General features: G+C 70.4%; 34 protein-coding genes. 32 read left to right on the forward strand and 2 right to left on the reverse strand.

What is annotated here, in order from left to right; all coding sequences use genetic code 11:
* The first annotated feature begins 311 nt into the window (after positions 1-311).
* The 25 genes from VZL07_RS31635 to VZL07_RS31755 all read left to right on the forward strand — a co-directional run bounded on the left by VZL07_RS31635 (position 312) and on the right by VZL07_RS31755 (position 16820).
* The gene (locus VZL07_RS31635; RefSeq protein WP_426751671.1) at positions 312-494 is read left to right on the forward strand and encodes a hypothetical protein; all 183 of its coding nucleotides are present in this window, start codon (positions 312-314) and stop codon (positions 492-494) included.
* The gene (locus VZL07_RS31640; RefSeq protein WP_426751672.1) at positions 491-1174 is read left to right on the forward strand and encodes a PP2C family protein-serine/threonine phosphatase; all 684 of its coding nucleotides are present in this window, start codon (positions 491-493) and stop codon (positions 1172-1174) included. The genes VZL07_RS31635 and VZL07_RS31640 overlap by 4 nt, the downstream gene beginning before the upstream one ends.
* Positions 1171-1440 (forward strand): hypothetical protein, encoded by a 270-nt coding sequence (locus VZL07_RS31645; protein WP_426751673.1) that lies wholly within the window; start codon positions 1171-1173, stop codon positions 1438-1440. Before VZL07_RS31640 ends, VZL07_RS31645 begins: the two co-directional genes overlap by 4 nt.
* Complete coding sequence (locus VZL07_RS31650) at positions 1437-1700, forward strand: hypothetical protein (protein WP_426751674.1); 264 nt, start codon at positions 1437-1439, stop codon at positions 1698-1700. The genes VZL07_RS31645 and VZL07_RS31650 overlap by 4 nt, the downstream gene beginning before the upstream one ends.
* A complete protein-coding gene (locus VZL07_RS31655) occupies positions 1697-1945 on the forward strand; it encodes a hypothetical protein (RefSeq protein ID WP_426751675.1) in 249 nt (82 codons plus the stop codon). The genes VZL07_RS31650 and VZL07_RS31655 overlap by 4 nt, the downstream gene beginning before the upstream one ends.
* Positions 1942-3558, forward strand: a complete 1617-nt coding sequence (gene dbpB, locus VZL07_RS31660; protein ID WP_426751676.1) for a DGQHR domain-containing protein DpdB — start codon at positions 1942-1944, stop codon at positions 3556-3558. Before VZL07_RS31655 ends, dbpB begins: the two co-directional genes overlap by 4 nt.
* Positions 3555-3923: a LexA family protein gene (locus tag VZL07_RS31665; protein ID WP_426751677.1), complete on the forward strand. Its 369-nt coding sequence runs from the start codon at positions 3555-3557 to the stop codon at positions 3921-3923. Before dbpB ends, VZL07_RS31665 begins: the two co-directional genes overlap by 4 nt.
* Positions 3920-4261, forward strand: a complete 342-nt coding sequence (locus VZL07_RS31670; protein WP_426751678.1) for a helix-turn-helix domain-containing protein — start codon at positions 3920-3922, stop codon at positions 4259-4261. Before VZL07_RS31665 ends, VZL07_RS31670 begins: the two co-directional genes overlap by 4 nt.
* Positions 4254-4766 (forward strand): hypothetical protein, encoded by a 513-nt coding sequence (locus tag VZL07_RS31675; RefSeq protein WP_426751679.1) that lies wholly within the window; start codon positions 4254-4256, stop codon positions 4764-4766. The genes VZL07_RS31670 and VZL07_RS31675 overlap by 8 nt, the downstream gene beginning before the upstream one ends.
* The gene (locus tag VZL07_RS31680) at positions 4756-5004 is read left to right on the forward strand and encodes a hypothetical protein (protein WP_426751680.1); all 249 of its coding nucleotides are present in this window, start codon (positions 4756-4758) and stop codon (positions 5002-5004) included. Before VZL07_RS31675 ends, VZL07_RS31680 begins: the two co-directional genes overlap by 11 nt.
* Positions 4998-5171, forward strand: coding sequence for a hypothetical protein (locus VZL07_RS31685; RefSeq protein WP_426751681.1), 174 nt, complete (start codon positions 4998-5000; stop codon positions 5169-5171). Before VZL07_RS31680 ends, VZL07_RS31685 begins: the two co-directional genes overlap by 7 nt.
* Positions 5168-5821, forward strand: coding sequence for a hypothetical protein (locus VZL07_RS31690; RefSeq protein WP_426751682.1), 654 nt, complete (start codon positions 5168-5170; stop codon positions 5819-5821). Before VZL07_RS31685 ends, VZL07_RS31690 begins: the two co-directional genes overlap by 4 nt.
* Positions 5818-7791, forward strand: a complete 1974-nt coding sequence (locus VZL07_RS31695; RefSeq protein ID WP_426751683.1) for a DNA methyltransferase — start codon at positions 5818-5820, stop codon at positions 7789-7791. Before VZL07_RS31690 ends, VZL07_RS31695 begins: the two co-directional genes overlap by 4 nt.
* Positions 7792-8605: 814 nt before the next feature.
* Positions 8606-9241: a hypothetical protein gene (locus tag VZL07_RS31700; RefSeq protein WP_426751684.1), complete on the forward strand. Its 636-nt coding sequence runs from the start codon at positions 8606-8608 to the stop codon at positions 9239-9241.
* Positions 9238-9723 carry a hypothetical protein gene (locus VZL07_RS31705; RefSeq protein ID WP_426751685.1) on the forward strand — a complete coding sequence of 162 codons (486 nt, stop codon included), beginning with the start codon at positions 9238-9240 and terminating at the stop codon, positions 9721-9723. The genes VZL07_RS31700 and VZL07_RS31705 overlap by 4 nt, the downstream gene beginning before the upstream one ends.
* Entirely contained in the window at positions 9720-9935 is a 216-nt protein-coding gene (locus tag VZL07_RS31710) for a hypothetical protein (protein WP_426751686.1), read from the forward strand. The genes VZL07_RS31705 and VZL07_RS31710 overlap by 4 nt, the downstream gene beginning before the upstream one ends.
* Entirely contained in the window at positions 9932-10513 is a 582-nt protein-coding gene (locus VZL07_RS31715) for a hypothetical protein (protein WP_426751687.1), read from the forward strand. Before VZL07_RS31710 ends, VZL07_RS31715 begins: the two co-directional genes overlap by 4 nt.
* The gene (locus tag VZL07_RS31720) at positions 10510-11187 is read left to right on the forward strand and encodes a sigma factor (protein ID WP_426751688.1); all 678 of its coding nucleotides are present in this window, start codon (positions 10510-10512) and stop codon (positions 11185-11187) included. Before VZL07_RS31715 ends, VZL07_RS31720 begins: the two co-directional genes overlap by 4 nt.
* A 273-nt stretch (positions 11188-11460) precedes the next feature.
* A complete protein-coding gene (locus VZL07_RS31725) occupies positions 11461-12387 on the forward strand; it encodes a hypothetical protein (protein ID WP_426751689.1) in 927 nt (308 codons plus the stop codon).
* On the forward strand, positions 12384-12806 hold the full coding sequence (locus VZL07_RS31730; protein ID WP_426751690.1) for a hypothetical protein: 423 nt from the start codon (positions 12384-12386) through the stop codon (positions 12804-12806). The genes VZL07_RS31725 and VZL07_RS31730 overlap by 4 nt, the downstream gene beginning before the upstream one ends.
* A gap of 184 nt (positions 12807-12990) precedes the next feature.
* The gene (gene tmk / locus VZL07_RS31735) at positions 12991-13818 is read left to right on the forward strand and encodes a dTMP kinase (RefSeq protein ID WP_426751691.1); all 828 of its coding nucleotides are present in this window, start codon (positions 12991-12993) and stop codon (positions 13816-13818) included.
* Positions 13818-14249 carry a hypothetical protein gene (locus VZL07_RS31740; RefSeq protein ID WP_426751692.1) on the forward strand — a complete coding sequence of 144 codons (432 nt, stop codon included), beginning with the start codon at positions 13818-13820 and terminating at the stop codon, positions 14247-14249. The genes tmk and VZL07_RS31740 overlap by 1 nt, the downstream gene beginning before the upstream one ends.
* Complete coding sequence (locus tag VZL07_RS31745) at positions 14246-14668, forward strand: hypothetical protein (protein WP_426751693.1); 423 nt, start codon at positions 14246-14248, stop codon at positions 14666-14668. Before VZL07_RS31740 ends, VZL07_RS31745 begins: the two co-directional genes overlap by 4 nt.
* A gap of 465 nt (positions 14669-15133) precedes the next feature.
* Entirely contained in the window at positions 15134-16324 is a 1191-nt protein-coding gene (locus VZL07_RS31750; RefSeq protein ID WP_426749971.1) for an IS256 family transposase, read from the forward strand.
* 130 nt (positions 16325-16454) lie between these two features.
* Positions 16455-16820 carry a hypothetical protein gene (locus VZL07_RS31755; RefSeq protein ID WP_426751694.1) on the forward strand — a complete coding sequence of 122 codons (366 nt, stop codon included), beginning with the start codon at positions 16455-16457 and terminating at the stop codon, positions 16818-16820.
* 66 nt (positions 16821-16886) lie between these two features.
* Here the strand turns inward: VZL07_RS31755 and VZL07_RS31760 are convergent, their stop codons facing one another.
* On the reverse strand, positions 16887-17504 hold the full coding sequence (locus tag VZL07_RS31760; RefSeq protein ID WP_426751695.1) for a hypothetical protein: 618 nt from the start codon (positions 17502-17504) through the stop codon (positions 16887-16889).
* Positions 17501-17815 carry a PadR family transcriptional regulator gene (locus tag VZL07_RS31765; protein WP_426751696.1) on the reverse strand — a complete coding sequence of 105 codons (315 nt, stop codon included), beginning with the start codon at positions 17813-17815 and terminating at the stop codon, positions 17501-17503. The genes VZL07_RS31760 and VZL07_RS31765 overlap by 4 nt, the downstream gene beginning before the upstream one ends.
* Before the next feature lie 129 nt (positions 17816-17944).
* Here VZL07_RS31765 and VZL07_RS31770 point away from each other — a divergent pair, with 129 nt between their 5' ends.
* The 7 genes from VZL07_RS31770 to VZL07_RS31800 all read left to right on the forward strand — a co-directional run bounded on the left by VZL07_RS31770 (position 17945) and on the right by VZL07_RS31800 (position 24718).
* The gene (locus VZL07_RS31770) at positions 17945-18541 is read left to right on the forward strand and encodes a terminase small subunit (protein ID WP_426751697.1); all 597 of its coding nucleotides are present in this window, start codon (positions 17945-17947) and stop codon (positions 18539-18541) included.
* Positions 18538-20154 (forward strand): hypothetical protein, encoded by a 1617-nt coding sequence (locus tag VZL07_RS31775; RefSeq protein WP_426751698.1) that lies wholly within the window; start codon positions 18538-18540, stop codon positions 20152-20154. The genes VZL07_RS31770 and VZL07_RS31775 overlap by 4 nt, the downstream gene beginning before the upstream one ends.
* Positions 20154-20654, forward strand: coding sequence for a Mov34/MPN/PAD-1 family protein (locus tag VZL07_RS31780; protein ID WP_426751699.1), 501 nt, complete (start codon positions 20154-20156; stop codon positions 20652-20654). The genes VZL07_RS31775 and VZL07_RS31780 overlap by 1 nt, the downstream gene beginning before the upstream one ends.
* A 210-nt stretch (positions 20655-20864) precedes the next feature.
* Positions 20865-22355, forward strand: a complete 1491-nt coding sequence (locus tag VZL07_RS31785) for a DUF4055 domain-containing protein (RefSeq protein ID WP_426751700.1) — start codon at positions 20865-20867, stop codon at positions 22353-22355.
* Complete coding sequence (locus VZL07_RS31790) at positions 22352-22714, forward strand: hypothetical protein (RefSeq protein WP_426751701.1); 363 nt, start codon at positions 22352-22354, stop codon at positions 22712-22714. The genes VZL07_RS31785 and VZL07_RS31790 overlap by 4 nt, the downstream gene beginning before the upstream one ends.
* The gene (locus VZL07_RS31795) at positions 22715-23932 is read left to right on the forward strand and encodes a minor capsid protein (protein ID WP_426751702.1); all 1218 of its coding nucleotides are present in this window, start codon (positions 22715-22717) and stop codon (positions 23930-23932) included. It abuts the gene before it with no gap.
* A 30-nt stretch (positions 23933-23962) separates the two neighbouring features.
* Positions 23963-24718 (forward strand): hypothetical protein, encoded by a 756-nt coding sequence (locus tag VZL07_RS31800; protein ID WP_426751703.1) that lies wholly within the window; start codon positions 23963-23965, stop codon positions 24716-24718.
* Positions 24719-24738: the final 20 nt, after the last annotated feature.

The raw sequence follows: 24738 nt of genomic DNA on the forward strand, positions 1-24738 counted from the left end.
GCAGCCGGCGGCGCGTAGCCCGAGACGGCCATCCGCTGGGCGCTGCGTTGATACATCTCCGCGGGCATGTCCCGAACGCCCGTGCCGTCAATCCAGCGATTGTAGAAGTTGTACAAAACAGGGGCGCATCGCGGAGTATCGCTGGGCGCCGCAGAGTGTCGCCACAGAGTGAGGCGGATGGTGCTGGGCACCGCCGCGCATCGCCAGATGCCGCCCCGATTCAGCGCGGGCGGGACACTGATGGGACACGGACGGGACGCCCCGGGGATGCCCCGTCCAGCCGTCTCCCGGCCCGCTTCGGCGTCGTTTTCGTGCAACTCGACGGCGGCTGGCAGGTGAACTGCGGAAACATCTTCGCCAGCCGCACGGGGGCCTTCGCGCTCCTTCAGGCATTCACGGCCGTCCTGGCCGAGGTGGCCCGCAAGCACGTCGCCGCCTCCGGACAGCCGTCCACCACGCCGGACACCCAGGCGGGGAAGGGCGGTGGCCGGTGAGCGCCCCTGCACTCCAGGCCCAGCCCCTGGCCTACGACGTCGGCGCCTGCACGGAGCGCGGCCTGCGCGCGTACCAGGAGGACGCTGCCGGCCACGAGCTGGGCGCCGTGTCCGTCTTCGCGGTGGCTGACGGCGTCGGGGGCCACAGCAACGGGGACATGGCCAGCCGCGCCGCGGTGGACCAGGTGCTCACCGTCGCCCAGGGCGAAGGGCCCGCCACGGAGGTGATGGCGCGCAGCACCGTGGCCCAGGCGGACATGGCCGTCTTCAACACGCTCGGAGCTACCACCCTGGCCATGCTGCTCGTGTCGGGCTCGCGGGTGGTGGTGGCCCACGTCGGCGACAGCCGGGTGTACCGGTACCGGGCCGGCGTCCTCGAGCAGCTCACCCAGGACCACCGCATCGGCCGTCACACCCTCAACCGGGCACTGGGCTCCGTCAGCCCCGCGTGCCCCCCTGAGCCGGACACCCGCGCGCTGGACACCAAGCCGGGCGACGTGTGGCTGCTTGCCACTGACGGCGTCTGCGACACGCTCAACCAGGACGCCCTTGTCGACGTGCTCAGCCAGCCCATGGAGAGCGCGCCGCGAATGGCCGAGAGGCTGGTGCGCCGCGCCCTGGTGGAGGGCAGCGAGGACAACTGCACGGCCCTCGTGGTGCGGGTGCGAGGTGCAGCATGAGCCCCCTCAAGTTCAAAGCTCTCCCGGGCGACGTCTACGAGGTGCGCCGTGACGGCGTGCTGCTCGGGCAGGTGGCGCGGGTGGAGGCGATGAAGTCCGTCGTCGGTCCGAACAAGGCGCGCCTCTCCACCGTCGTCCGCTGGCAGCTCCAGGTGGTGGGGCAGGAGCGCCGCAAGCCGCTGTACGTGACGCGCCAGAAGGCGGCGCAGGCGCTGGCCATCCACTTCGACGCGCACCAGCGGGTGGCGAAGGGCGGTGCTGCGTGAGCGTCCTCCACCTCAACGTCCTGCCCCAGCCCGCGTACCCCGACGCTCGGCCCACGCCCGCCGTCTCGCGCACCTCCGTGCGCAGCGGCACCGGGTACCGCGTCACCGCGCTGGACGCTGACGGCCACCCTGTCGTGTCCGTGTGGGACGCGTCGCGTACCACCGCAGGGCACGAGGTGGAGCGGCTCGTGTCCAAGCTGGAGCGAATCGCGGCGAAGCACCCCGACGGCGTGCCCTTCGTGCGGAGGCGCGCGTCATGACGCCTTGCCGCCGCCGCACTCTCGTCTACGTCAGCACGCGCACCGCCACTGGCTGGCGCACCACCATCCGCGCCGACGGGCTGCCGGAGGTGGTGGCGGACGCGCCCACCAGCGAGGCCGCAGACGCCGCCGCCTACGCCCGCCTGCAGCACCTGGCCGACGAGTCCGCCGCTCGCGGCCAGCCCCTCAACCTCGACGACTTCGCCGTTCAACTCCAGTTCGACCCAACGGAGGTCCTGTCATGACGCCCCTGCGCATCGCCCTGGTGGGCTGTGGCAAGGCCAAGCTGACCCACGCTGCCCCCGCTCGGGAGCTCTACACTGGCGCGCTATTTCGCGCGCACCTCGCGGAGGCGGAGGCCACCAGCCAGCACGTCTACGTGGTGTCGGCGCTCCATGGGCTGCTGGCGCTGGACGCCGAGGTGGAGCCCTACGACGTCACGCTGGCCGGGTTTGACCGTGACGCGCGGGCTGCCTGGGGGCGGGGCGTGCTGGAGTCTCTGGCTCGTATCTACCCGGCTGGCTCCGTGGAGTTGTACGTCTACGCAGGGGCGGCCTATGTGGCGCCGCTCCGCGCTGCCCTTGCTGCTTCTCCTCTTGAGGGCTGGACGCTGGTGGAGCCCCTCAAGGGCGCCACCCAGGGCGTGAGGCTGCGCATGCTGTCCGAGGTGCGCCGAGCCCGCGAGGCTGCCCGGGATGCGACACCGGCCCATGTGCTGCGTGTCGCGGCGCTCCGCGTGGCGCAGTCCCCGGGGCGCCACCTCTATCTCTTCAGTGTGGACGGCAAGCGCGTGCCGGAGTTCGCGACCGTCTCCCGTGTGCGGCGCGAGGACGGGCTGCTCACCGGCTACCAGCGGCCCGAGGCGATGGGCCACATCGCGGCCATTCGCGAATACATGGAGAGCGCGTCGCCGCTGGTGCCCAACGCCGTGGTGCTGGCCTTCGACTCGCGCGTCCGCTTCAAGGAGCTGGCACCAGGCGCCGAGCACGGGCACCTCGAAATCCCCCTGGAGGCGGGGGAGAACGCGCCGGGCTTCATCGTGGACGGCCAGCAGCGCCTGGCGGCCGTGCGCGACGCGGAGGTGGCGTCCTTCCCGCTCGCGTGCTCCGCGTTCATCACCGACAGCCGCGGCGAGCAGGCCGAGCAGTTCATCCTCGTCAACCGGACGAAGCCGCTTCCAGCCGGGCTCATCCACGAACTCCTGCCCACGACGCGGGGCGCACTGCCCGCGGCGCTGGAGGCGAAGCGCCTGCCGGCCGTGCTGGTGGAGCGCCTCAACCAGGACGAGTCCAGCCCGCTGCGAGGCCTCGTCGTCACCGTCACCAACCCCCTGCGCACCGGGCGCACGCCTGCGGCGTGGAAGGGGCGGACGGCGCTGCTCAAGGACACCAGCCTTCTCAAGGCGCTGGAGTACTCCCTCTCCGACGGCGCGCTCTACAGCCGGGAGCCGCAGGACGTGGACGCCATGGTGCGGCTGGTGGGCGCGTGGTGGGCGGCCGTGCGCTCCACCTGGCCGGAGGCGTGGGGCAAGCACCCCAGCGAGTCGCGCCTCTTCCACGGCGCGGGCGTGACGGCCCTGGGCCTGCTCATGGACGCAGCGGTGGACAAGCTCCGCCGCGCAGGCGAGGCGCTCACCGAAGAGTTGTTCCGCCGCGAACTCGCCCTGGTGGCGGCGGACTGCGCGTGGACGAAGGGGGCCTGGGACTTCCCGGCGCCCGTCGGCCGCCGCGAGTGGAAGGGCATTCAGAACACCCCCAACGACGTGCGGCTGCTCACCCAGCACCTGACGACGCTCTATCGCGAGCGCTGCAGGAGCCGGGAGGACCGCCGCCCCGCCCGAAAGGCAGGTGCTGCATGACGTGCCCCGCGCCCAACCGTCCGCCTCGTCGTCCTCCGCCGGAGCACGGCGCCCATGGTGAGCCCACCGCGCGCCAGCTCGAGGTGCTCGCCTTCGTCCACCTGCACCAGGTGGCCTTCGAGCGCGCGCCCAGCACCCACGAACTGTGCGCCCGCTTTGGCTGGGCCTCCACCAATTCCTCGGCCGACTACCTCCAGCGCCTGGCCGGGCACGGCCTGCTGACGCGAACGCCCGGCATCGCCCGTGGGCTGCGCCTCACTGCGGCCGGCAGGGCCGCCGCCCAGGACTACCTGCGCACGCACCTGCTGTCGCCGCTGCTGTCCGCTGTCGCCAACACCGCCGTCCAGGAAGGAGCCACGCCGTGAGCGATGTGACCTCGAAGTTGGGGAAGACGATTCAGGCCCGGCGGAAGTCGCTGGCGCTGACGCAGGAGGCGCTCGCCGAGAGGGCGAGCCTCGCGTCCAACTACATCAGGATGATTGAGCGCGGCGCCCGCGTCCCTCACGTGGAGACGCTGGAGCGATTGGCGCGGGCACTCGACACCACCATGGCGGCGCTGCTGGGCGCGGCCGACGAAGCGGCCGACGTGGCCGCGCCCCTCCTCGGCTTCATCCGGGCCCGTCGCCTCACCGGCGAGGACGTGCGGCGCCTGGAGACAGTCGCCCGCGCCATGTTCCCCGCGGGGGAGGTGGCCCGTGGCTAGCTCCATCTGGCAGCAGATTGACCAGCTGAAGGCCGAGCACGACAAGACGAAGCTGCTGGTACGTGCTGTGAAGGGGGGGCGCTTCAAGGGACGGAAGCCGAACGGCGACTGGCACGTCCGCATCGGCGGGGATGTCGGTGGCACCGACGTCGTCAGGCCGACGCCCGTGGAGCTGGTGCTCGCCGTGGCTGCGGAGCGCTGCTGGCGCTGCGGCCACGAGCTCTCCGACCACTCCGAGAGGGAGCTGGACGAGGAGGAACTGAAGGGCAAGCGCCACAAGGACAAGAAGCGGTGCGGCGGTGGCACGAAGGCCGAGCCCTGCGAGTGCCACCTGACGGAGGAGGAGATTCGCGCGAAGCAGACGAGCCGCGAGGCCATTGCGCAGCGGTTGGCGTCGCTGATGCGCCAGCGTCGCTCCACGGAGGATGCGGCCCGGGACGTGACGGCGGACACCGTCTTCGCGGGACTCCGCGGGCCGACGGAGGGGGAGCGGCATGACGCCTGAATTCCCCCAGTGCCCACACTGCCAGCAGAACGCCCTCTACCCGCCGGAGGGGAAGGAGCACCTGGTGTGCGCCGCATGCGGCTACGTCGACTATTCGCCGCGTCGCACCGTCCGCGAGCAGGCCGAGGACGCGGCGGTGTTGTTCCAGGGTGGCGCCGGCGGCTTCGCCCGCCACTGGGAGGCGAAGCTCGCGGAGGAGCGCGCGAAGGTGGCGCGGCTCGCGGAGGGACGATGGTGAACTCGCGCGCCTTCGCCCTCTGCGCCATCGCCATGGGCGCCACCGTCGCCGGTGCCGTGCTGCCCCGGCTGAGCGAGCAGCAGCTCCAGGCCGCCGCCTCCGCGGCGTTCTGCACCGTCGTCATCGCGGCGTTCTTCGCACCTTTCGTTCGGAGCCACCGCTCATGAGCACCACCTGCGCCACGCCGCGAGCGCGCCTGCTCGCCGTCACCGTGCCCCAGCCCTACGCCTACAGCGTGGCGGTGCGCGCCTCGCCCGTCGTCAACGTGGACGCGGTGCCGCCCGGAGCGCTGGGCGCCTACGTCGCCGTGTGCGCGGGCGAGTATGACGCGCGCCTCACCGGCTGGATGGACGCCGTCGGCGGCGTGAAGCCTCTGCCTCCCGAGGACGTGCACACCGGCGTGGTGCTCGCCGTGGGCCGCGTCGTCGGGGTGGCTGTGGCCGCCGACGTACCCCAAGAGTCGCGATGGTACCGGGGCCCCGCGGGCCTGTGGCTGGACGGCGTGGTGTGCCTGCCGGAGTTGGTGCCCGTTGAGGTGGGCCCGGTGGGGCGGTGCTGGGAGTTGCCCGAGGACGCGCGCGCCGCGGTGCGCTCCGGGTACGGCACCGTCCAGGCCGAGCGGAAGGCCCACTGGGACGACTTCAACGCGCGCGCTGCGAAGGCGCTGGCGCGCCCGCCTGCGCCGGGGCTCAAGGACAAGGTGCTGCGCCTATGCAGCTGCCGCCGGGCGATGACGCCGTGCCCCTCGTGCCGCGCCTTTCGCTGCCCCAGCCCCGACTGCGGACCCCATGCCTGCCACCAGGAGGCGCACCCTTGAGCTGCCCTCACTTCACAGACAACGACGCGACGCTGTACGTGGGCGACTGCCGCGAGGTGCTGGCGTCCCTGCCGGAGTCCTCCGCGCGCACCTGCGTCACCTCGCCGCCGTACTGGGGGCTCCGCGACTACGGCGTCGCCGGCCAGCTCGGGGCCGAGCGCACCCCCGCGGAGTACGTGGCCAACCTCGTGGCCGTCTTCCGCGAGGTGCGCCGGGCGCTCACCGACGACGGCACCCTCTGGCTCAACCTGGGAGACAGCTACGCCGGCTCATGGGGCGCGCAGGGGCGGCAGGGCAAGACGGGCGCCCTCGCTGGGCGAACGGCATGCGCTGCCCGCCAGGTGGCGGCCGCCCAGCGCCGCGAGCGCGGAACGGGCAGCCTCGCGCGGACGCCAGGGCTCAAGAACAAGGACCTCGTCGGCATCCCCTGGCGAGTGGCTTTCGCTCTGCAGGAGGACGGCTGGTACCTGCGCAGCGACATCGTGTGGTGTCTATCTGGGGGAGCATGGGTGTACGCGCGCACCCAGAAGGGCGACATGCCCGTCATGGTCAAGGACCTTGTGCGTCTCGACCCCAGCACCGTGAGCCTCTGGAACGGAGAGGCATGGACGCGCGTGCTTGGGTGGGGCCCAAGTAATGACACGTCGCAGCGATTCGAATTAGTCCTGCGCTCTGGCGAGCGAATTGGCTGCACTGGCGGACACCTCTGGCCGACGCAGCGAGGCAATGTAGCGGCACGGGACCTGCGTCCTGGAGACGTCATCAAGACGTGCCGCCTGCCAGAACCCCTCCGCGCATCACGGCCGGGTTTTCTAACGGATGACGTGCTTTGGCTCTGCGGCCTCTATCTGGCGGAAGGTAGCCGCTCAGGCGCCACCATCCAGCTCTCGCTGAATGCCGACGAGGCTGAATGGCTCCCGCGCATCCGCGCATCCGTCGCGCACCTCGGAGGCACGGTCACACACACCACGTCCGGCAGATGTCTTAATGTCCGTATCTATGGCGGCGTCGTGGCGGCAACGCTCGACAGGTTTATTGGCGGACGAACTGCGAACGACAAGCACCTGCGCAACAACGCGTGGATGCTGGATGATGCCTCACTCCGGTTGATTGCCTTCGGATACCTTGACGGGGACGCCCACCACGACGTGCAGAATGGGCGGTGGCGGCTCGGGTTTTCCCGGAACTACCTTCTAGAGCGAGACCTGCGCACGCTGGCAGCGCGACTGGGCGCAACACTGACGCTTCGCCCAGTCGTGGTGTCCTACCAGGGCGGCAAGCGCCCCGCGTTCCGTGGCGAGTGGCGCTGGGAGCGGAGCGGCCACTTCAACGAGGCAGACAGAGGCGAGGTGGTAGAGATTCGCGCCAGCCGAGCCCGGCAGTTCTGGGACATCGCAGTGGAGGACGAGCCCCACCTGTTCGCATTGGCGTCTGGCGTCCTCACCCACAACTGCAAGCCCAACCCAATGCCGGAGAGCGTCACCGACCGGCCGACGAAGTCCCACGAGTACGTGTTCCTCCTGGCGAAGTCGGAGCGATACTTCTACGAGGCCGACACCATCCGAGAGCCGCACGTCGACCGGCGCGAGAAGAAGGCGGGTGCCTCTGCCTTCCGCGGACAAGCCCAGATTCGAGCCCGCGGGTCGAGCGACACGGCTGACCGCTATTACCACCCGAAGGGGCGCAACGCCCGCAGCGTCTGGACCATCGCCACCCGTCCCAGCGGCGTGGAGCACTTCGCCACGATGCCGCCCGACCTGGCGCGGCGGTGCATCCTCGCCGGCAGCGCGCCCGGGGACACCGTCCTGGACCCGTTCAGCGGCGCGGGGACGACGGGGCTTGTCGCGATGGAGCACGGGCGGCGCTACCTGGGCGTCGAGCTGAACGCTCGCTACGCGGACGCCTCCGTGGAGCGCTGGGGCCGCGTCCAGCGCGCGCTCTTCGCCGTCGCCGCAGGAGGTGGGCGGTGAGTTGCCTCCGCGCCACCACCTGCAAGCAGTGCGGCGCCGTCCGGCTGGGCACCAGCCTCACTGAGTCCGGGCACCTGGCGCCTCATGCGGCCACGGCCGCAGGTGCTGCCGCGCGCGCCGCCTACCCGGGCCCGTGGCCCACATGCCGCCACGACGTGCCCTGGCGGGCCGGGTGCCGCAACCAGCCCGTCCCGCCCCCGTGCTGCCTGCACCCGCCCTGCGTGCTGGAGCGGGCGCCCCTTCTCCCTTCCGACTCCACCACCGAGGTGCCCTAGCCATGGCCCCCTGCGCGAACCCACCGACTGAAACCGAGCTGGTCATCCCGCCGCAGCGGACGGGCCCCCAGGTGCGCCGCACGCCGGAGCTGGGCGCCGAGTACTCGCCGGCGCCGTGCATACACCCCCAGGTGGCGGACCTGCTCGCCGAGCTCGAGCTGGAGCGCGCTGCCCGGGAGCGCGCGGAGGAGAGGGCGGAGCGGCTGGACCGGGTGGTCATGAACCTGTCCCAGGCGCTGGCGTCGCGTCCCCCTGTCCCCCTCTACGTCCCCCCGACCGTCCCCCTGTCCCCCGGGGACATAGGGGGACGCGTCCCCCAGGTTGTCCCCCCGTCCCAGAGGGACGAGACGACGGCTGTCCCCCGGGGGACAGGTGCCGCAAAGGGGGGGAAGGGGGGTTCAGCAGCAGCAGAGAAGAGAAGAGAGCGAGACAGACGGAAGAAAGCGAAGAAGAGAGCGAGACTGAGGGCTGAGAAAGAAGCTGCTGCTGAACGCACGCGCGAGTTGTCCCCCCGGCTGTCCCCCCTGTCCCCCGGGGACATGTCCCCCCCGGCTGTCCCCCCGGGGGGCACGCCCGCGCCCGCCGCGAAGTCTCCCGCCATCCGCAAGGCGAAGTGGCAGGAGCCCGTCACCCCCAGCCCCGACAAGCTCTTCCTGGCCTGGTACGAGGAGGAGCGGCGCCGGTTCCACCCCAACGCGGCAGATGGGCTGCCCGCGAAACTGCTGCCCAGGTGGTCGGAGTGGTTCACCCGCGCGCTCGCGCATCCGCTCATCGGCGGCGACGTCGAGAAACTCCGGGAGACGTGTCGGCGGTGGTTCGTGGACCCGTGGGGGCGAGACCTGCGGACGCCGTGCCCGGCCAGCGCGTTCATCGCCGACCACATCTGGTCCCAGCACATCCCCGGCCAGCGCGAGGGCTCGGCGCCGGCGCAGGAGACGCCCGCGGAGTCCCGTCGTCGGGCGGACGCGGCCGTAGGGCGAGGGGAGGAGCCGGACGCCCCCTGTGCCACCGGCTGCGGGGCCCCCAGCGCCCAGGCCGTCTGGGGGCATGGCCTGTGCCGCCCGTGCTCCGCGCGCCTCGAGGTGGAGGAGCCCCGCTTGTCCGCTTCCACGGTGGCCGCGTGGGTGGCCTCGCAGCGGGCACACGCTGATGCCCACGCCGGAGGACTCCAATGACGGCTTGCAAGCGGCTGGCCCTCCTCGCGTGCGGCAGCAGTGGACTCACGGTGGCGCACCTGCCAGCGCTCCGCGCCTACGTGCGCCGTTTCGCCGACGTCGTCCTGCTGCGCCTCATCCACGGTGCCGGCGACACGCGCAGGGACGACGCGCCAGCGGCACTGGGCGCGGACCGCCTCTGGGAGGTGGCGTGCGCGGTGGAGTTGCCCGGCTTCAGCCCGGAGCACGTGGACCGCATCGCGCCCGACTGGAAGGGGCTGGGCCGGCGCGCGGGCCCTCACCGCAACGAGCTGATGCGCGAGGCCGCGCGTGGGTACGCCCGGCGCGGGTGGGCGGTCCGCTGGGTAGCGGCGCACACGGACTCAACGCTGGGCAAGGACACGCGGAGCCTGGTGTCGCTCTGCCGGGCGGAGGGGTGGAAGGGCCGTGTCCTGATTCTCTCCCATGATGGACGCGTGGTGTCCGAGGAGGTTGTGTCGTGACGCTCTGCCGCAAGCACCCCGACGTGGACAAGGCGTTGCAACTGGAGCGCCAGAAGAACGCCGAGCTCTCCGCCAAGGTGCGCCGCCTGGCCGAGTCCCTGGACCGGTACGGGCGCCACCTGCGCGGGTGCCGGTTGTCGCGCACCTGGGGCCGGCTGGCGTGCTCGTGCGGACTGCATGACCGCATCCGTGAGGGAGGCATCAACCCGTGACGTTGCCCGTGCCCCTCCAGGCCCCAGCGGAGGTCCCGTTGAGCTGCTCGCGCATCGAATTCACCGTGCCCACCGGCACCGTCAACCCCACCAACACCCGGGAGCACCACCACGCTCGAGCTCGGCGCGTCCGGGACGAGCGGGAGGAGACTGCTGCGGCTTGGCCCGGGTGGAGGGGGCCGCGGTTGCTGGTGGTTCGCCTCACCCGAGTGTCGCCCCGGCTGCTGGACGAGGAGGACAACCTGCCGGCAGCCTTGAAGCCGGTGCGCGACGAGGTGGCCCGCCAGCTCAGGTTGGACGACGCGTCGCCGCTGGTGCGGTGGAGCTACGCCCAGGTCCAGGGGCCAGCTGCCGTGGTGGTGGAACTGGCTTGGGGCGATGACCCGCTAGCCGAGACTATCCGTGCTCGCGACGCGCTCCAGCCGCCCCCGCCGCCGGTACCGCTGCCGCCTGTGGCCAAACCCCGGACAGCCGCCAAGTCCAATAAGGAGCACCCGGCCACGGCCCCCAGGAAGGCGTCGCCGGCGAAGTCCTGGGCGCAGTTCGCAACCCCGAATGTGCATAGGAGCAGACCGTGACGTGTGCAGTGAAGCCGCTCACCCGCGAGCAGCAGGCGCTGTGTCTCCAGTGGGAGGGGTACGCCCTCATGCTGGCCCACCGCCACCTCGCGCGGGCCAGGCACCTCCGACGGCAGGACGAGGACGCTCTCCAGGAGGCGCGGCTCGCTGTGGCGAGGGCGGCCCAGACGTGGAAACCGGAGCAGGGAAAGTTCTGCACGTACCTCCTCTGGTGGGTGCGGTGCTTCGTGGGGAAGTACGACAGGCGCGGCTCGCGCGTCGTGCCGCTCCCGGCGGGCGAGTGGGTGCCGCCCCAGGAGTGGAGCCTCGACCAGCGGTCATCCGGCGTTGACGATGAGGAGGCGGACTCCACGCGACTGGACCTATTCACCTGGACTCCGGCGGACGATGGGCTGGACGCCCGGGACGGGGAGCGCCTCATGGCCCAGGCGGCCGAAAAGCTGCTACGCCGGCACCTCGCGCGATTCGGAGCGCGGCCAACGCCCGGTCAGCGTAGGCGGTCCCGGCGGGACGTTGCCTTCTTCCTCCGCCACCGCTTCGAGGGCGTGACGCTGGACGTGCTCGCGGAGGAGGCGGGGCTCGCCACACGAGAAGGCGCCCGGCAGATTGTCCTGCGAGTCCAGCCCGCCTTCGACGCATGGGCCGCCGAAGTGCGGGCAGAGGCGGAAGGGTAGCCATGGCGTGTGCGCGCCCTGTCCAGCTCGAGCTGTCCTTGTCTCCACCGCGGCGCCGACGCGGGGCCGAAGAGGGGGTGTGCCTGCGTGGCGCAGGTGGGCTCGACTGGCGTGAGGCTCGGCGCTTGGCGGACAAGGCCCGGGAGCTTCTCAGCAATGGCGCCGCCCCCACCGTCGTGCATGTGGAGACGGGTATCCGACTCAACACGTTGCACCAGATGCTGACGCGAATTCGGCGCTCGCGCTGTGGGACTCCTGGGCTACCCCAGGGGGATGACCTGCGCTGACCAGTTCAAGGCCTGTCGCCTGCTGAATGCCTTCATCGCCTCATTGCGTGCCCGGCCCGAGGACAGGGACGAGGTGCTGGGGCAGCACGTCGCCTACATGGGAGGGCCGGGCACGAGCACGATTGACGTGGCGAAGTTGAAGTTGCTGGCGCAGGCGGCCCTCCCTGGCGGAGCCGGGTTCAAGGCATTGGTGGTCTTCCGAGAGGTTGCGAACCCCGCCGCCGTCCTCGCGCTGATTGAGCGGATGGAGAGGGCGGAGGTGGACGTGGAGTCCTTGCGCAAGCGGGTCCAGGGCGCCCAGGAGGAGGCGTACGGGGCGCTGGACGCAGCTCGGGCGGCCAACGAGGAGGCGGGGCTCCGCAGCTCGGAGATTGAATCGCTGAAGAAGCGCGCGGAGCTGGCGGAGAGCCGCAAGGAGCACACCGAGTCCTGGTATGCCGTCCGGCTTGAGCGCCTGAAGGACATGGCGAAGGAGCGGGGATTCTGGCCGGAGATGGCCGCCATCATCGCCAACGGCACGGCTGGCAACGAGCCGCCCACCTACGCCCTGCAACTCAATCTGGCCATCGGCCGCGCTGAGTCCGCCAAGAAGACGAATGCCGCTCTGCTGGAGCGCATGAAGAAGGCGGAGGCATCCGAGGCTGCGCTGCTCGATCGGGTGGAGTTCAAGGAGGGCGAACTCGTTGCCTCCAGAACGAAGGCATTCGAGGAGATGCAGGCACTCAACAAGCGCATTGAAGCCCTCGCCAGCGCGGCGCTGCTGGCGTTCCTGTACATCGACGACCGCTCGGCGGGCAGTTCCGAGGCGTGGGACTCGCTTGCCCGCGCCCTGGGGATGGACCCGGGGGAGTCGGGCGTCTCCGAGCTGGTGACGGCGCTTCGGGCCCTGGCCGCCGAGCCGGAGGGAAGATGAACGCGCTCCTCACCGCGCAGGTAGGGTGGGGCGGCGCGCTGGCCCTGGCCACCTTCGGCGTGGCCCTCGTGCTGGTGTCCCTCCGCCTCCGGTGGTGGGCCCGGCGACACGGCGAGGCGCTGAAGCTGCAGACCGCGACAGACGAGTGGGCACGTGGACTCGGAGAGAAGCTCCGCGAGTCCGAATTGGTCTGCGCGAAGGCGGAGCTGGCGCTCCACTACCTTTGGCCCGCTGTCCGCGTGGAGACGTTGGAGCGGCGGGCTGCTGCAGCTGCCCTGCTCGCGCTCTTTCCCCGGCTGGAGGTGACGGGTGGTCTCACGAGGCGTGACGTCAGCTGCCCGAAGTGCAGCGACGCTGACTGCCTGGCCCCGGGCCACTGCGACGACCCGGAGCACTTCTTCGGAGGGATTGGACCATGAGCCCGTGGGTGCGCACGTTGGCGATGGAGGCGGCGCGCGGTGTCCTTGCGGCACTGGGCGCTGCCGCTGGCCAAGCGCTGGCGCAGGCCGTGGAATCGCGGCTGTCGCCGCCGGAGCAGGCCCCCGGTCCGGTGGTGAAGCGACGCCGGGGCACGAAGCGGAGCGCTGTGACGTGGAGGTCGCCATGACGCGCCCCTTGGGTGAGCCTCACCCGGATGCACGGAGGGGGCTGTTCATCGTCGTGGAGGGTGGGGACGGCGCGGGGAAGACGGCGCTGCTTCGAGCGCTGGCCCAGGCGCTCAAGGCGGACGGCCACCAGGTGGTGCTCACCGCCGAGCCGAGCACCGGCCCCACCGGGCAGAACCTGCGCGCGCTGCTCACGGACCCGGAGGCTGCCCGGGCCACTTCCCCCGCGGAGTGGGCGCTCCTGTTCGCCGCGGACCGACTGCACCACCTACGCACCATGGTCCAGCCCGCGCGCGCGGCCGGCTTCCTGGTCCTTTCCAGCCGGTACACCCTCTCGTCGCTGGCGTACCAGGGGCCGGCGTTGGGCATTGAGTGGGTGGAGGCGGTGAACGCGCACGCGCCGGCACCTGACCTGCTCTTCTTCATCGACACCCCGCCGGAGGTGGGCCTAGCGCGCTTGGCCGGCCAGCGGGAGGCGGATGCCTTCGAGACGCTGGAGCGGGCGCGCGAAGCTGCCGCGGGCTACGCGCAGGCCCTGGCCCGCATCGAGTCCTCCGGCGGGACAGTCCATCGGCTGGACGGCACCCGGGCTGTGGAAGAGCTGGTGGAGAGGGCGAGGGCGCTGGTCACCCGGCTGTCCCTGCTCAGGAGGGGGAAGGGCGTGCGCGTGGACGAGCTGCTGGCGCCCAGGTGCGACCACGACGTCCAGCCCGTGCCCGGCAACGAAGACTGGGGCCGGTGCGTGCGGTGCACGGAAGAGGGATTCCCGCTCACGGACCGAGCGTGCCCTGTGGAGGGATGCACGGCCGGAAGGGAGGGCGCGTGATGAACCGGGCTGGGGTGGCGGACAGGACAGTGGAGGAGGGGAGCGGGGATGGCGTGGGGGTGGCACTGCCCGGGGACGTGGGGCTCCGCGCCCTCTCGGGTGTCAGCGCATCCCCCGAGGCATGGGCTCTGCTCGCTGAGGACTGCGAGGCGCGAGCCCGCGCGGCAGGTGCCGGCCCTGGGCGGGCGGCGTGGGAGGCGCTGGTCCTGGACACCATGCGGAGGGTGTCCTCGGGCCAGCGGGTGGGCGCTCTCCAGGGAATGGAGGGCGAGGCGTCCGCGGGTGCCTTCTTCGACGCGCTCGCCGGCGCCGCGCATTGGCGCCAGGCGGCGGAGGCGACGGGGGAGTACGAGGCCTGGGAGTTGTACGACTCGGCCCTTCACCACGCATGGCGGTGCCGCGCCTACCTGCTCCGGAGGGAGGCCGCGTGATTCCCCGCCGCCGCTCAGCCGTCGAGGACCTCCGCACGCTGTTCCGCGAGGTGGCCGCGTCGCACCCGGAGCTCGCCGCGCGCATGGCGGACGGCGAGCGAGACCTCGGGGCCCTCCTGTCCGCGCGCTACGCCCCTCCGCCCGGGCCACCCGCGCTGGTGCTGAGCTACGCCCGGACGGCCGCCCAGCTCGCCGCGGCTGTGCATGGTGGCCATGTCGCCGAGCCGAACCGCAACCAAGCGCGCTGGCTCACCACCCAGACGGCAGTGGTGCTCCAGACGCTGGAGTCGTGGACGGATGGGGGACGGGAAGCTCCGTCAGGCGTTGCCGGTCCGGACGACGGTGGCGTCGCTCCGGGTCTGTTGGTAGATGCAGGCCTTCATGTGGGCGCAGTCGCCCAGGATGTCCCCAGGCGCTAGCCGCATGCGGTCGAATGGGTCCACCAAGTCGTCGCACGGTGTGCCGTCGTGGTGCGACGACCGCCACCAGAACGACGGTACCCTTATGGCGTACCCGGTCTCCTCGAAGACCTCGTCAGGGTACAAGGCGCGGAAGTGCGCGAGCCTGTCTCCTGGGGCGGGCGGAACGAGGATGATGCCTTTGATGGGGAGTGACATAGCGGCTCCGTGAAAATGGCATCCGAAATGGCGCCATACCCTCCCCTATACGGAGGGCATTGAAGCGCTTTCCGCGCTGGTGCGGCGCCCACCGGAATGCCTTGGGGGCATCCTCCCTATACGGTGTGTGCTGAGGCGCGGTCGTGTCCCTATAAGTGTGTAGGAGGCCGGCTCCGAGTATTCGCAGAGCCGGCAAGGAGCGGGGAAGCTCCTCGGTGAACCCAACCACCGAAACCTCCCGGCCAGGGGAGGCCCAAGGAGTTCCCCGTGAAGAAGGCTACCGAGTTTGCCCCTCCCACCCAAGAGGAGGTGGGTGCGGACCTGCGCGCGCTGTTTCTCCAGGCCATCCACATGACGCTGACAGTGCTGCTCGAAGAGGAGGTGGAGCGACTGGTAGGGGTCGGCCGCTTCGAGCGTGTGGAGGGCCGACAGGACTCGCGCAACGGCTACTACCGGCGCGGCCTCACCACCTCGGTGGGAAAGCTGGAGGTGGAGGTGCCACGCACTCGCGGTCGCGGAGGCGCGGGAGCCGTGCTCGGGCGCTATCGGCGGCGCACCGAGGAGGTGGACGACGCCATTACCGCGGCCTACGTGCAAGGCGTCTCCACCCGGAAGATGGGCAAGGTGACGGCCGCGCTCATGGGAGGGGGCGTGGGCCGCTCCACAGTGAGCCGGGTGACGAAGTCCCTGGAAGAGAAGGTGGAGGGCTTGAAGAGGGCCCGCCTCACGCAGGCCTTTCCCTACGTCTACCTGGACGCCACCTTCCTCGATGCCCGGTGGGCCCGCGCGGTGGAGAACGTTTCGGCCCTGGTGGCCTACGGCGTCGGCGAGGACGGGCATCGGCACCTGCTCGCCGTCACCCTGGGGCCCAGCGAGTCCCAGGCCAGCTGGGAGGAGCTGCTCGAACAGTTGGTGGACCGAGGCCTGGGCGGCGTGCGCCTGGTCATCGCCGACGGCCACTCGGGCCTGGAAGCCGCTGTGCGCCGGCTGCTGCCAGAGGCTCGCCAACAGCGCTGCACCGTGCACCTGACTCGAAATGTGGCCGCCAAGGTGCCTCAGCGCGTGCGCCAGCGCGTCGCCCGTGAGGTGTCCGCCGTCTTCAACGCGCCCAGCCGCAAGGAGGCCAAGGTCCGCATGGAGGCCTTCAAAACGGGACTGGGCGCCCAACTGCCCGAGGCCGTCGCCTGCCTGGAGAAGGGCTTCGCTGCGGCTACCGTCTTCTACGAGTTCCCCCAGGGGCACTGGCGCCGCCTTCGCTCCACCAATGGCCTGGAGCGTCTGCACGGAGAGGTGAAGCGTCGCATCCGCAGCGTCGGTGCCTTCCCAGATAGAGCCAGTGCCCTGCGCCTCATCACCACCGTCGCATGGGAGGTCTCCAGCGTCTGGAGCGACCGCCGCTACCTCGACATGTCCCTGCTCAATCCCACCCAAGAACAGCCCGTTCAGCAGCTCTCCTGAAGCACACCGAGGCCCTCCCCCCGCTCCCCCCTCCTACACACGATTCGGGACTTGACCTGAGGCGCTCGCTCCACGTGCAGTGGCAGCGCCTCTCGTGCGCCTGCGTCCGCTGGGTGATACTGGAGTCGCGATGCCAGCCTGCTCCCAACCTGCTCAGTGCTCCGTGGACGACTGCCGCAACGCGGCCGCGCCCCGGCACAAGAAGTGTTGGGCGCACCTCAAGCGGGTGACGCGGGGCCAGTCGATGTCCACGCCCCTGGCCCCGGCATACGAGTCCCCCTGGGAACGTCTCACGGCCGCCGCGCTGGCCTACGCCGATGCCAGCGATGACGAGGAGGAGTTCGCCAAGGCACGAGACAGGCTGCGCAAGGCAGCCCTGGCCTACGCTGGGGAGCCTCGTCGGCCGGAGGTTCCTGTGTCGCCACGGCGCCGACGAATCAGTCAGCGTGAGGTGCAACTCCAACTTTGGGCGGGAGGCGACGACGGGGACGCGTAGCTCGACACCCTGGTGCCTTCTCAGGGAGAGGGGAAGCGGTGGGGGACTTACCCCACTGTTGGCCCGCTACTCCCCCTTGCCGCCCGTTGCTTTGCCAATGATGCCGGCGATGCGCTCGGCGTAGTGGAGAACCGAGTGCCACGCCACCCACCAAGTAGTGGTGGCGACCTTCAAATAGATGAACCAGGAGGGCCGACCAGCCGCCAGCATCGCGTTAATTCGCTCCAACGCGTCGCCAATCTCTTCGCTAGCCAATCTCTTCGGAACACACATCGACAGAAGATCGAGTATCCACGTCGCTCGATGAGAGGTTTGGGGCCCGCTGCGCGCAGTGGTGGCTGCTTTGGCCAAAACGTAGAGTCGTCCCAACGCTTGTCCCAATCGTGCAGTAGGGGAGGACCTACCGAAGGCGGACTCTATGTCCTGAACATCAAAGGAGACCTGCTCGATGAATGTGTCGCGCCTGAAGCGGAAGTCGACACGATTCTTGTCGAACCTGACAAGGACGTCTTCGTCCGGAATGGCAATCCCTTTGCGGCGATGTTCTGCTGTCGCTCGTTCGACCGCACGCCGGAGTTGCTTAATGGTCTCCTCCGAAATGGTCTGTGGACCGGAAATTTGAGAAATAGAGGCACCCTTGAAAGTAGGGTGGGCATCCTTGGCTGGGCGACGGCGCCGCTTCATGTGAGCACTCCCGCTGGAACCAGCCCAAAGAGTCCTGAGATTGCGTGCCGCTGCTCAGTCGCAGCACGGCGTCCCTCCCCGGTGAGTTCATAATACCGACGCGGGCGTCCGCCTCGTTCTGGAACAGGCTCGCCGTCGAAGCTGCGCAACAGCCCATCCCGTTCCATCGCTCGGAGTGCAGGGTACACGGTCCCCTCAAGCAGGACGATGCTCCCCCCGGTGCGTTCCCGGACCTGGTCAATGATCTCTAGGCCGTAGCTCTTCCCTCGCGTGAGCACGGCCAGGATTGCTGCCTGTGTCAGTGACGTCATGACTGGATAGTAATCTCACGTTTCGGGGTTGCAACCTAGAATCATGAGGAATGGTTCTCCTGGGGCGTACGGATGGAAGGGGGCGCTCCTCGGCGGACGCCGTCCACGCTGCCCGGGAGACTCCTCCCTGTGGCAAGCAAGCGTCCCAGGCAGCCCAGCGCCAGCGCGGGCCAGACGGCACCTGCTGAGTCGTCGCGCGACGAGCTGACGGCGAAGCAGCGGGCCTTCGTCCGCGAGTACCTGGTCGACCACAACGGGAAGCAGGCCGCCATCCGCGCGGGCTACTCCGAGCACTCCGCCGAGGTGACGGCCTCGAAGTTGCTAAGGATTCCCAAGGTTTCGGCGGCCATTGAGGAGGCCGAGGCCCAGGTGGACGAGGCGGTGAAGGACGCCGTCACCGTCGAGGTGGCCGAGGTGCTGCGGGAGCTGCGGCGCATCGCCTTCTCCGACATCGGCGACATGGTGGGCGAGGGCGGTGGCATCCTGGACCTGAAGGCCATGCCGCTCGACGCCCGGCGGGCCATTTCCAGCATCGAGGTGGAGGAGCTGTTCGAGGGCAAGGGCTCCGAGCGCATCCAGATTGGCACCGTGACGAAGCTGAAGCTCTGGTCCAAAGAGAAGGGGCTGGAGCTGCTGGCGAAGTACCTCAAGATGCTCACCGACAAGGTGGAACTGGGGGGCGACGTGAGGGTGTCGCACGAGGACGCCCTTGGAGAGCTGGAATGATGGCGGCGCGCCCCACCGGCCCGCGGCCGTCCCTCCGCAGCCAGGTGGCGCGTGGCCGGCGCCCCCGGGAACTCCGCTCGCGCCACGGGCGGAACGAGCCGGCGAAGAAGAAGCCGCAGCTGTCGCCGCGCGAGAAGGCCATCCGCAAGCGCCTGCGCGACGACTTCCAGCACTACGCGTCGCGGTGCCTGCGCATCCGCCCCAAGGAGGTGACGGGCGGAGAGCTGCCGCACCTGAAGCTGAACCCGGCCCAGCTCTACATCCACGAGCGGCTGGAGGCGCAGCTCAAGAGGACGGGGAAGGTGCGCGCCATCATCCTCAAGGGGCGTCAGCAGGGGTGCAGCACCTACGTGGAGGCGCGCTTCTACTGGAAGGTGTCGCACCGGAAGGGCGTGCGCGCCTTCATCCTCACGCACGAGGACCCGGCCACCGCCAACCTCTTCGAGATGGCGAAGCGGTACCACGACGACTGCCCGGAGCTGGTGCGGCCGTCGCTGGGGGCGTCCAACGCCAAGGAGTTCGTCTTCGACAAGCTGTCCTCGGGCTACAAGGTGGGCACCGCGGGCAGCAAGGGGACGGGGCGCAGCAGCACCATCCAGTACTTCCACGGCAGCGAGGTGGCCTTCTGGCCCAACGCCAGCACCCACATGCGCGGCGTGCTGGAGGCGGTGCCCAACGCGGCGGGCACGGAGGTCATCCTCGAGTCCACCAGCGACGGGCCCCAGGGGCTCTTCCACCGGCTGTGCATGGCGGCTCAGGCGGGAGAGAGCGACTACGAGCTCATCTTCGTCCCCTGGTTCTGGCAGCCGGAGTACCGCTCCCCGGTGCCGGCGGGCTTCGAGCGCACCTCGGAGGAGGACAAGTACGTAGCCCTCTGCCGGAAGGCCCACGGCTACGAGCTGGACGACGAGCAGCTGGCATGGCGGCGCGGGAAGATTGCCGTCTACGAGAAGGGCGTCCACGACTTCCGTCGCGAGTACCCGGCGACGGTGGAGGAGGCCTTTGCCGCCGCGGCGGTGGGCGCGCTGTGGACGGTGGACGTGCTGGAGCGCACGCGGGTGAAGGAGTTGCCGCGCGACACCGAGGGCAACCCGCTGCCCATGCTGCGCGTGGTGGTGGCGGTGGACCCCGCAGGCGGAGACGGGCCCAACAACGACGAGGTGGGCATCGTCTGCGCGGGGAAGGCCAGCAACGGCCAAGCCTATGCGTGGCGGGACGACTCCAAGAAGTACTCGGCGGAGGAGTGGGCAGCGAAGGCCCTGGCCGTCTACGAGAAGGAGAACGCGGACGCCGTCGTCGGCGAGAAGAACTTCGGCGGCGACATGGTGGAGACGAACATTCGCGTGAAGGCCCGGGAGATGAAGAAGCACGTCCGGGTGAAGGTGGTGACGGCCTCGCGCGGAAAGGCGAAGCGCGCCGAGCCGGTAGCGGCTCTCTTCGAGCGCGGCATGGCCCACATAGTGGGGCGCCTGCCGGCCCTCGAGGACGAGCTGACGACGTGGGTGCCCGGCGAGTCCGACTGGAGCCCCAACCGCATGGACGCCCTGGTGTGGGCCCTGACGGAGCTGATGCTGGGCACGACGTCCAACACCATGCAGGTGGGGAGCTACTGATGCCCGGCGCGTGCGCGAAGCATGCGGCGAGTGCTGCCGCCCTGTTCGTGGCGGACGGGTACCGGGCTTGGCTGTCCCCGTCCGCAGTGGCGAAGGCGGCTCGCCTGGCGCGCGCCGCCGCGCCGCTGGAGACGGGCGGCATGCTGCTGGGGCAGGTGGTGGACGGTGAGGCCCACATCCTCGCGGTGACGGGCCCGGGGAGGAAGGTGCGACTCGCCCGCTACACCTTCGAGTCGGACAGGGTGCGCGACAACCGGCTGGTGCGGCGGGTGTGGCCGCGCCTGCGCTACCTGGGCGACTGGCACACGCACCCGGGCGGCCGGCCGGTGCTGTCCGCCATGGACCTCGCCTCCATTCGCGAGACGCTGACACAGGAGACGCCCGCGCTGCTGGAGCTGCTGCTGGCGGGCCCGCCGGGCATGGACTTCTTCGAGGCCGCCCTCTTCACGGTGGTGCTCGGCGAGGACACCCCGCGGCGCATGACGGGCGGTGGGGCATGAGGGCCGCCCGTCATCGCCCAGGGACTGGCCGGCGCCTGCGCGGGCGAGGCCTGCCGCGAGCGGCACGGCGCGACTCCGTCTGGGTGGTCGTGCGCTTCAGCGCGCACCTGGATGACGCCCCCTGTCGCCGGCTGACGCGCCTGCCGTCCGACGCATGGGCCTACGTCCACCTGCGGCGCCAGGGCAACGCGGAAGAGGGGAGGGCCTGACATGGCGGCGAACAAGGTGAATGCGCAGAGCAGCGCGTACAGGGACATGCTGCCGGACTGGCAGCTGGTGTTGGACCTGATGGGTGGTACCCGGGCCATGCGCGCGGCCGGCGAGCGGCACCTGCCCCGGCACCCCCGCGAGACGCCGAAGGAGTACCGGGCGCGACTCAACCGCACCTTCCTCTTCAACTACTTCACCAAGGTGCTGGGGAGCCTCGCCGCCAAGCCCTTCGCCAAGCCCGTGAGGCTGGGAGACGCCGCGCCAGAGGAGTTGCAGGCCCTGGCGGATGACGTGGACCGACAGGGGCATGACCTCACCGCGTGGGCCCGGCCTGTCTTCGCCGACGGCCTGGCGAAGGGATTCACCCACTTCCTCGTGGACTTCCCCGTGGTGGACCATCAGAGGGTGCAGACGCTGGAGGACGAGCGGCGCGCGGGCGTCCGGCCCTACTTCGTCCACATCCCCGCCGAGTCCCTCATCGCGGCCTACTCCGACGTGGTGGATGGCGTTGAGCACCTCACGCACGTGCGCTTCCGGGAAACGGAGGTGCGCATGTCGGGCTACGCCGAGGTGGTGGTGGAGCGCATCCGCGTCCTCGAGCCCACGAGGTGGGAGGTCCACGAGCGCGTCGGCAATGGCGGCTGGACACTGGTGGAGAGCGGGGAGAACCAGCTGGGATTCATCCCCCTCGTCACCTGGTACGCGGGGGAGCGCAAGGCCCTCATGCAGGCCCGGCCGCCGCTGCTGGACCTTGCCTTCAAAAACGTGGAGCACTGGCAGTCGGCCAGCGACCAGCGCAACGTCCTCACCGTAGCGCGCTTCCCGATGCTCGCGGCGTCTGGCGTCGCGCCGCCGTCGGGCGGGGAAGGCCAGAGCGAGGATGGTGGCAAGCTCACCATCGGCCCGCACACGCTGCTCACCACGGAGAGTCCGCAGGGGAAGTTCTACTACGTCGAGCATGGTGGGGCGGCCATCGCCGCGGGCCGGCAAGACTTGGAGGATTTGAAGGACGAGATGGCGGCGCTTGGCATCGAGCTGCTCGTCAAGCGCTCCGGCACGGCCACGGCCACCGAGAAGTCCATCAACGAGGCGAAGAGCCAGAGTGAGCTGCAGGCGATGGCCGAGAGCTTCGGGGATGCGCTCGAGCTGGGCTTCCACTTCGCCGCGCGGTGGCAGCGCCTCCAGGTGGAGGACGCCTCCCTGAAGGTGCAGGTGCACACCGACTTCGGGCTGACGGAGAAGGACAAGCAGGACCTGGACGTCCTATTCAAGGCGCGGGCGGGCCGGGAGATTTCGCGGGAGGCCTTCCTCACGGAGCTCAAGCGCCGGGGCGTCCTCGCGCCGGACTTCGACGCGAGTCTGGACGCGGAGCGCCTGGAGTCCGAGGGCCCCGCCCTGGGGACCTTCCGGTCCGCGCCCTCAGCGCTCGGCGCCGGCCGCTCTTCGGGCGCTGGAGCGGCACCAGCTGCCACCGCTGGAGGTTCCGCGTGACGTCCGTCCGTCTCGACAGGAGCTGGGAGGTGCAGCGCAACGCCGAAGGGCGTGTCGTGCTGCACCTGGACGAGAACTTCCGCTACGGCGAAGGGCCGGACGGAGGGCGCTTCGGCCGCACCTCCATCACCCTCGCCGAGCCCCTGGGCCAGGCCATTTGGGCGTCCATTCACGAGCAGCGGGACACCGTCATCGAGCTGGCCCTCGCGGACGGCGCGCGGGTGGCGAGCGTCACCACGGCACAGCCAACGGAAGAGGCGCGCCCTGTCTCGTGGCGCGCCCTGGGCGCCGCGGTGGCCCTGCGCGTGGCGCACCGCCTTTTGGACGAAGTGCGCCGCCGGGCAAGGGGAGGGGCATAGGTGGCCGGCACCCGCCCTACAGCCAACGAGGAAATCCTCGAGCGGACCATCGCGCACGCCGTGCAGGTGGAGCGCTACAAGGCGGGCACCGTCCGCCGGGTGGTGGAGTTGCTCAACGCGTCCGAGGAGAGCCTCGAAGAGCAGCTGGCCGTCCGTGTGGAGCGCATCATCGCGGCGGGCGGCTACGACGCAGGGCCGGAAACCACCGCGCGCCTCCAGGAGTTGCTGGAGGTCGTGGGCGGTGTGCGCGCCGAGGCTTACGCCGCGGCGGCCGGCTTCCTCCGCGAGGAGCTGTCCGTCTTCGCCGCCTACGAGGCCGAGTGGCAGGCGGCGCTGCTCCAGGAGACGCTCATCGTCGAGCTGGGCGTGGTGGCTCCGTCCGCGGAGGTGCTGCGCGCGGCCGTCTTCGAACGCCCCTTCGCCGGCGCAGTCTTCGAGCACTGGGTGGAGGCGCTGGCGCCGGCGGACCTGGAGCGCATTTCCCGGGCCGTGCAGGTTGGCGTCGTGGAGGGGCAGACGACGCAGCAGATTGTGCGCAGCGTGGTGGGCACCCGTGGTGCCTCCTACACGGACGGCGTGGTGGAGATGTCCCGGCGCAGCGCGGAGACGCTGGTGCGCACCTCTCTCAACCACACCTCCACCCAGGCCAGGGAGGAGGTGTACCGGGCCAACGAGGACATCATCAAGGCGGTGCGCTGGGTGGCCACGCTGGACGGGCGCACCACGCTGGGGTGCATCGCCCTGGACGGGAAGACGTTTCCCCCGCGCGAGGGGCCGCGGCCGCCCAGGCACCCGGGGTGCCGCTCCTCCACGGTGCCGGTCATCGACGGGGTGAAGCTGGTGGGCGACAGGCCCGCTGTCACCGACGCGCGCACCCGGCGCCAGCGGGAAATCGACTTCCGGGCCGAGGCGAAGGCCAAGGCCGGTGAGGCGTGGAAGGACATGTCCGAGAAGGAGCGGCGCGCCGCAATTGCCCGCGTCCGCGAGAAGTGGGCGCGGGAGAACATCGGCCAGGCGCCCAAGGGGCTGTCCTACGAGGACTGGCTGCGCCGTCAGTCCGCCAGATTCCAGGACGAGGTGCTGGGGCCCACACGCGGGCGCCTCTTCCGCGACGGCGGGCTCAGCGTGGAGCGCTTCACCGATGCGAGCGGCAAGACGCTGACGCTGGACGCGCTCCGCGAGGCAGAGGCCGAGGCTTTCAAGCAGGCGAAGTTGTAGCCGGCCCGCTGGGCCGAGAAGGGAAGCGACATGGAGTTCGAGTGGCAGCCGGAGTTGGACGCGCTGGACATCGTCCCCGAGAAGTTCCGCGGCCTGTACGCGAAGGGGGAGAGCGGGAAGTTCGCCCTCGACGCCGAGGTGGCGAAGCGCATGGACACCACGGGGCTCAACACCGCCCTGGAGAAGGAGCGCAAGGCGAACAAGACGCTCGCGGAGGCGCAGAAGTCCTGGACGAAGCTGGGCAAGTCGCCCGAGGAGGTGGAGAAGTCACTCGGAGAGCTGAAGGCTGCACTCGCCAAGGCCCAGGAGGGGAAGGAGGGCGCGGTCAACTTCGAGAAGCTGAAGGCGGACCTTGAGGCAGGGCACGTGAAGGCGCTCGGTGAGCGCGACGCCGTCGTCGAGCGTATGCGGGGCAGCCTGCACAAGCACCTGGTGGAGGCGGAGGCGACGGCCGCCATCGCGGAGCTGAAAGGGAGTGCAGTGCTCCTCTTGCCTCACGTCCAGAAGCATGTGAGAGTGATTGAGGAAGGTGGCAACTTCTTGGCTCGGGTGGTTGACGCAGAGGGGGATCCTCGCGGCAACGGCAAGGGCGGCTTCATGACGATTCGAGAGTTCGTCACGGAGCTCAAGAAGGACCCCAACTTCGCCCGGGCTTTCGAGCCTTCGGGTTCCTCCGGAAGCGGGACGCAACCGGGGGGCAAAACGGGCGGGATGCCCGGTGGTACCGAGAAGCTCAGCGCTCCGCAGAAAATCGCGGCGGCCTTGGCGGCTCGGCGTAGCAAGTAGCCCTCGGTGCGCGGGATGCG

It is taken from the genome of Pseudomyxococcus flavus (assembly GCF_050038885.1).
Lineage (GTDB): Bacteria > Myxococcota > Myxococcia > Myxococcales > Myxococcaceae > Myxococcus > Myxococcus flavus.

Bases quoted from the DNA above. Each gene is read 5' to 3' on its own strand.
- VZL07_RS31645 (WP_426751673.1), top strand. From the start codon at position 1,171: ATGAGCCCCCTCAAGTTCAAAGCTCTCCCGGGCGACGTCTACGAGGTG.
- VZL07_RS31655 (WP_426751675.1), top strand. From the start codon at position 1,697: ATGACGCCTTGCCGCCGCCGCACTCTCGTCTACGTCAGCACGCGCACC.
- dbpB (WP_426751676.1), top strand. From the start codon at position 1,942: ATGACGCCCCTGCGCATCGCCCTGGTGGGCTGTGGCAAGGCCAAGCTG.
- VZL07_RS31665 (WP_426751677.1), top strand. From the start codon at position 3,555: ATGACGTGCCCCGCGCCCAACCGTCCGCCTCGTCGTCCTCCGCCGGAG.
- VZL07_RS31680 (WP_426751680.1), top strand. From the start codon at position 4,756: ATGACGCCTGAATTCCCCCAGTGCCCACACTGCCAGCAGAACGCCCTC.
- VZL07_RS31685 (WP_426751681.1), top strand. From the start codon at position 4,998: ATGGTGAACTCGCGCGCCTTCGCCCTCTGCGCCATCGCCATGGGCGCC.
- VZL07_RS31690 (WP_426751682.1), top strand. From the start codon at position 5,168: ATGAGCACCACCTGCGCCACGCCGCGAGCGCGCCTGCTCGCCGTCACC.
- VZL07_RS31700 (WP_426751684.1), top strand. From the start codon at position 8,606: ATGTCCCCCCCGGCTGTCCCCCCGGGGGGCACGCCCGCGCCCGCCGCG.
- VZL07_RS31705 (WP_426751685.1), top strand. From the start codon at position 9,238: ATGACGGCTTGCAAGCGGCTGGCCCTCCTCGCGTGCGGCAGCAGTGGA.
- VZL07_RS31725 (WP_426751689.1), top strand. From the start codon at position 11,461: ATGACCTGCGCTGACCAGTTCAAGGCCTGTCGCCTGCTGAATGCCTTC.
- VZL07_RS31730 (WP_426751690.1), top strand. From the start codon at position 12,384: ATGAACGCGCTCCTCACCGCGCAGGTAGGGTGGGGCGGCGCGCTGGCC.
- tmk (WP_426751691.1), top strand. From the start codon at position 12,991: ATGACGCGCCCCTTGGGTGAGCCTCACCCGGATGCACGGAGGGGGCTG.
- VZL07_RS31740 (WP_426751692.1), top strand. From the start codon at position 13,818: ATGAACCGGGCTGGGGTGGCGGACAGGACAGTGGAGGAGGGGAGCGGG.
- VZL07_RS31755 (WP_426751694.1), top strand. From the start codon at position 16,455: ATGCCAGCCTGCTCCCAACCTGCTCAGTGCTCCGTGGACGACTGCCGC.
- VZL07_RS31760 (WP_426751695.1), bottom strand. From the start codon at position 17,504: ATGAAGCGGCGCCGTCGCCCAGCCAAGGATGCCCACCCTACTTTCAAG.
- VZL07_RS31765 (WP_426751696.1), bottom strand. From the start codon at position 17,815: ATGACGTCACTGACACAGGCAGCAATCCTGGCCGTGCTCACGCGAGGG.
- VZL07_RS31775 (WP_426751698.1), top strand. From the start codon at position 18,538: ATGATGGCGGCGCGCCCCACCGGCCCGCGGCCGTCCCTCCGCAGCCAG.
- VZL07_RS31780 (WP_426751699.1), top strand. From the start codon at position 20,154: ATGCCCGGCGCGTGCGCGAAGCATGCGGCGAGTGCTGCCGCCCTGTTC.
- VZL07_RS31785 (WP_426751700.1), top strand. From the start codon at position 20,865: ATGGCGGCGAACAAGGTGAATGCGCAGAGCAGCGCGTACAGGGACATG.
- VZL07_RS31800 (WP_426751703.1), top strand. From the start codon at position 23,963: ATGGAGTTCGAGTGGCAGCCGGAGTTGGACGCGCTGGACATCGTCCCC.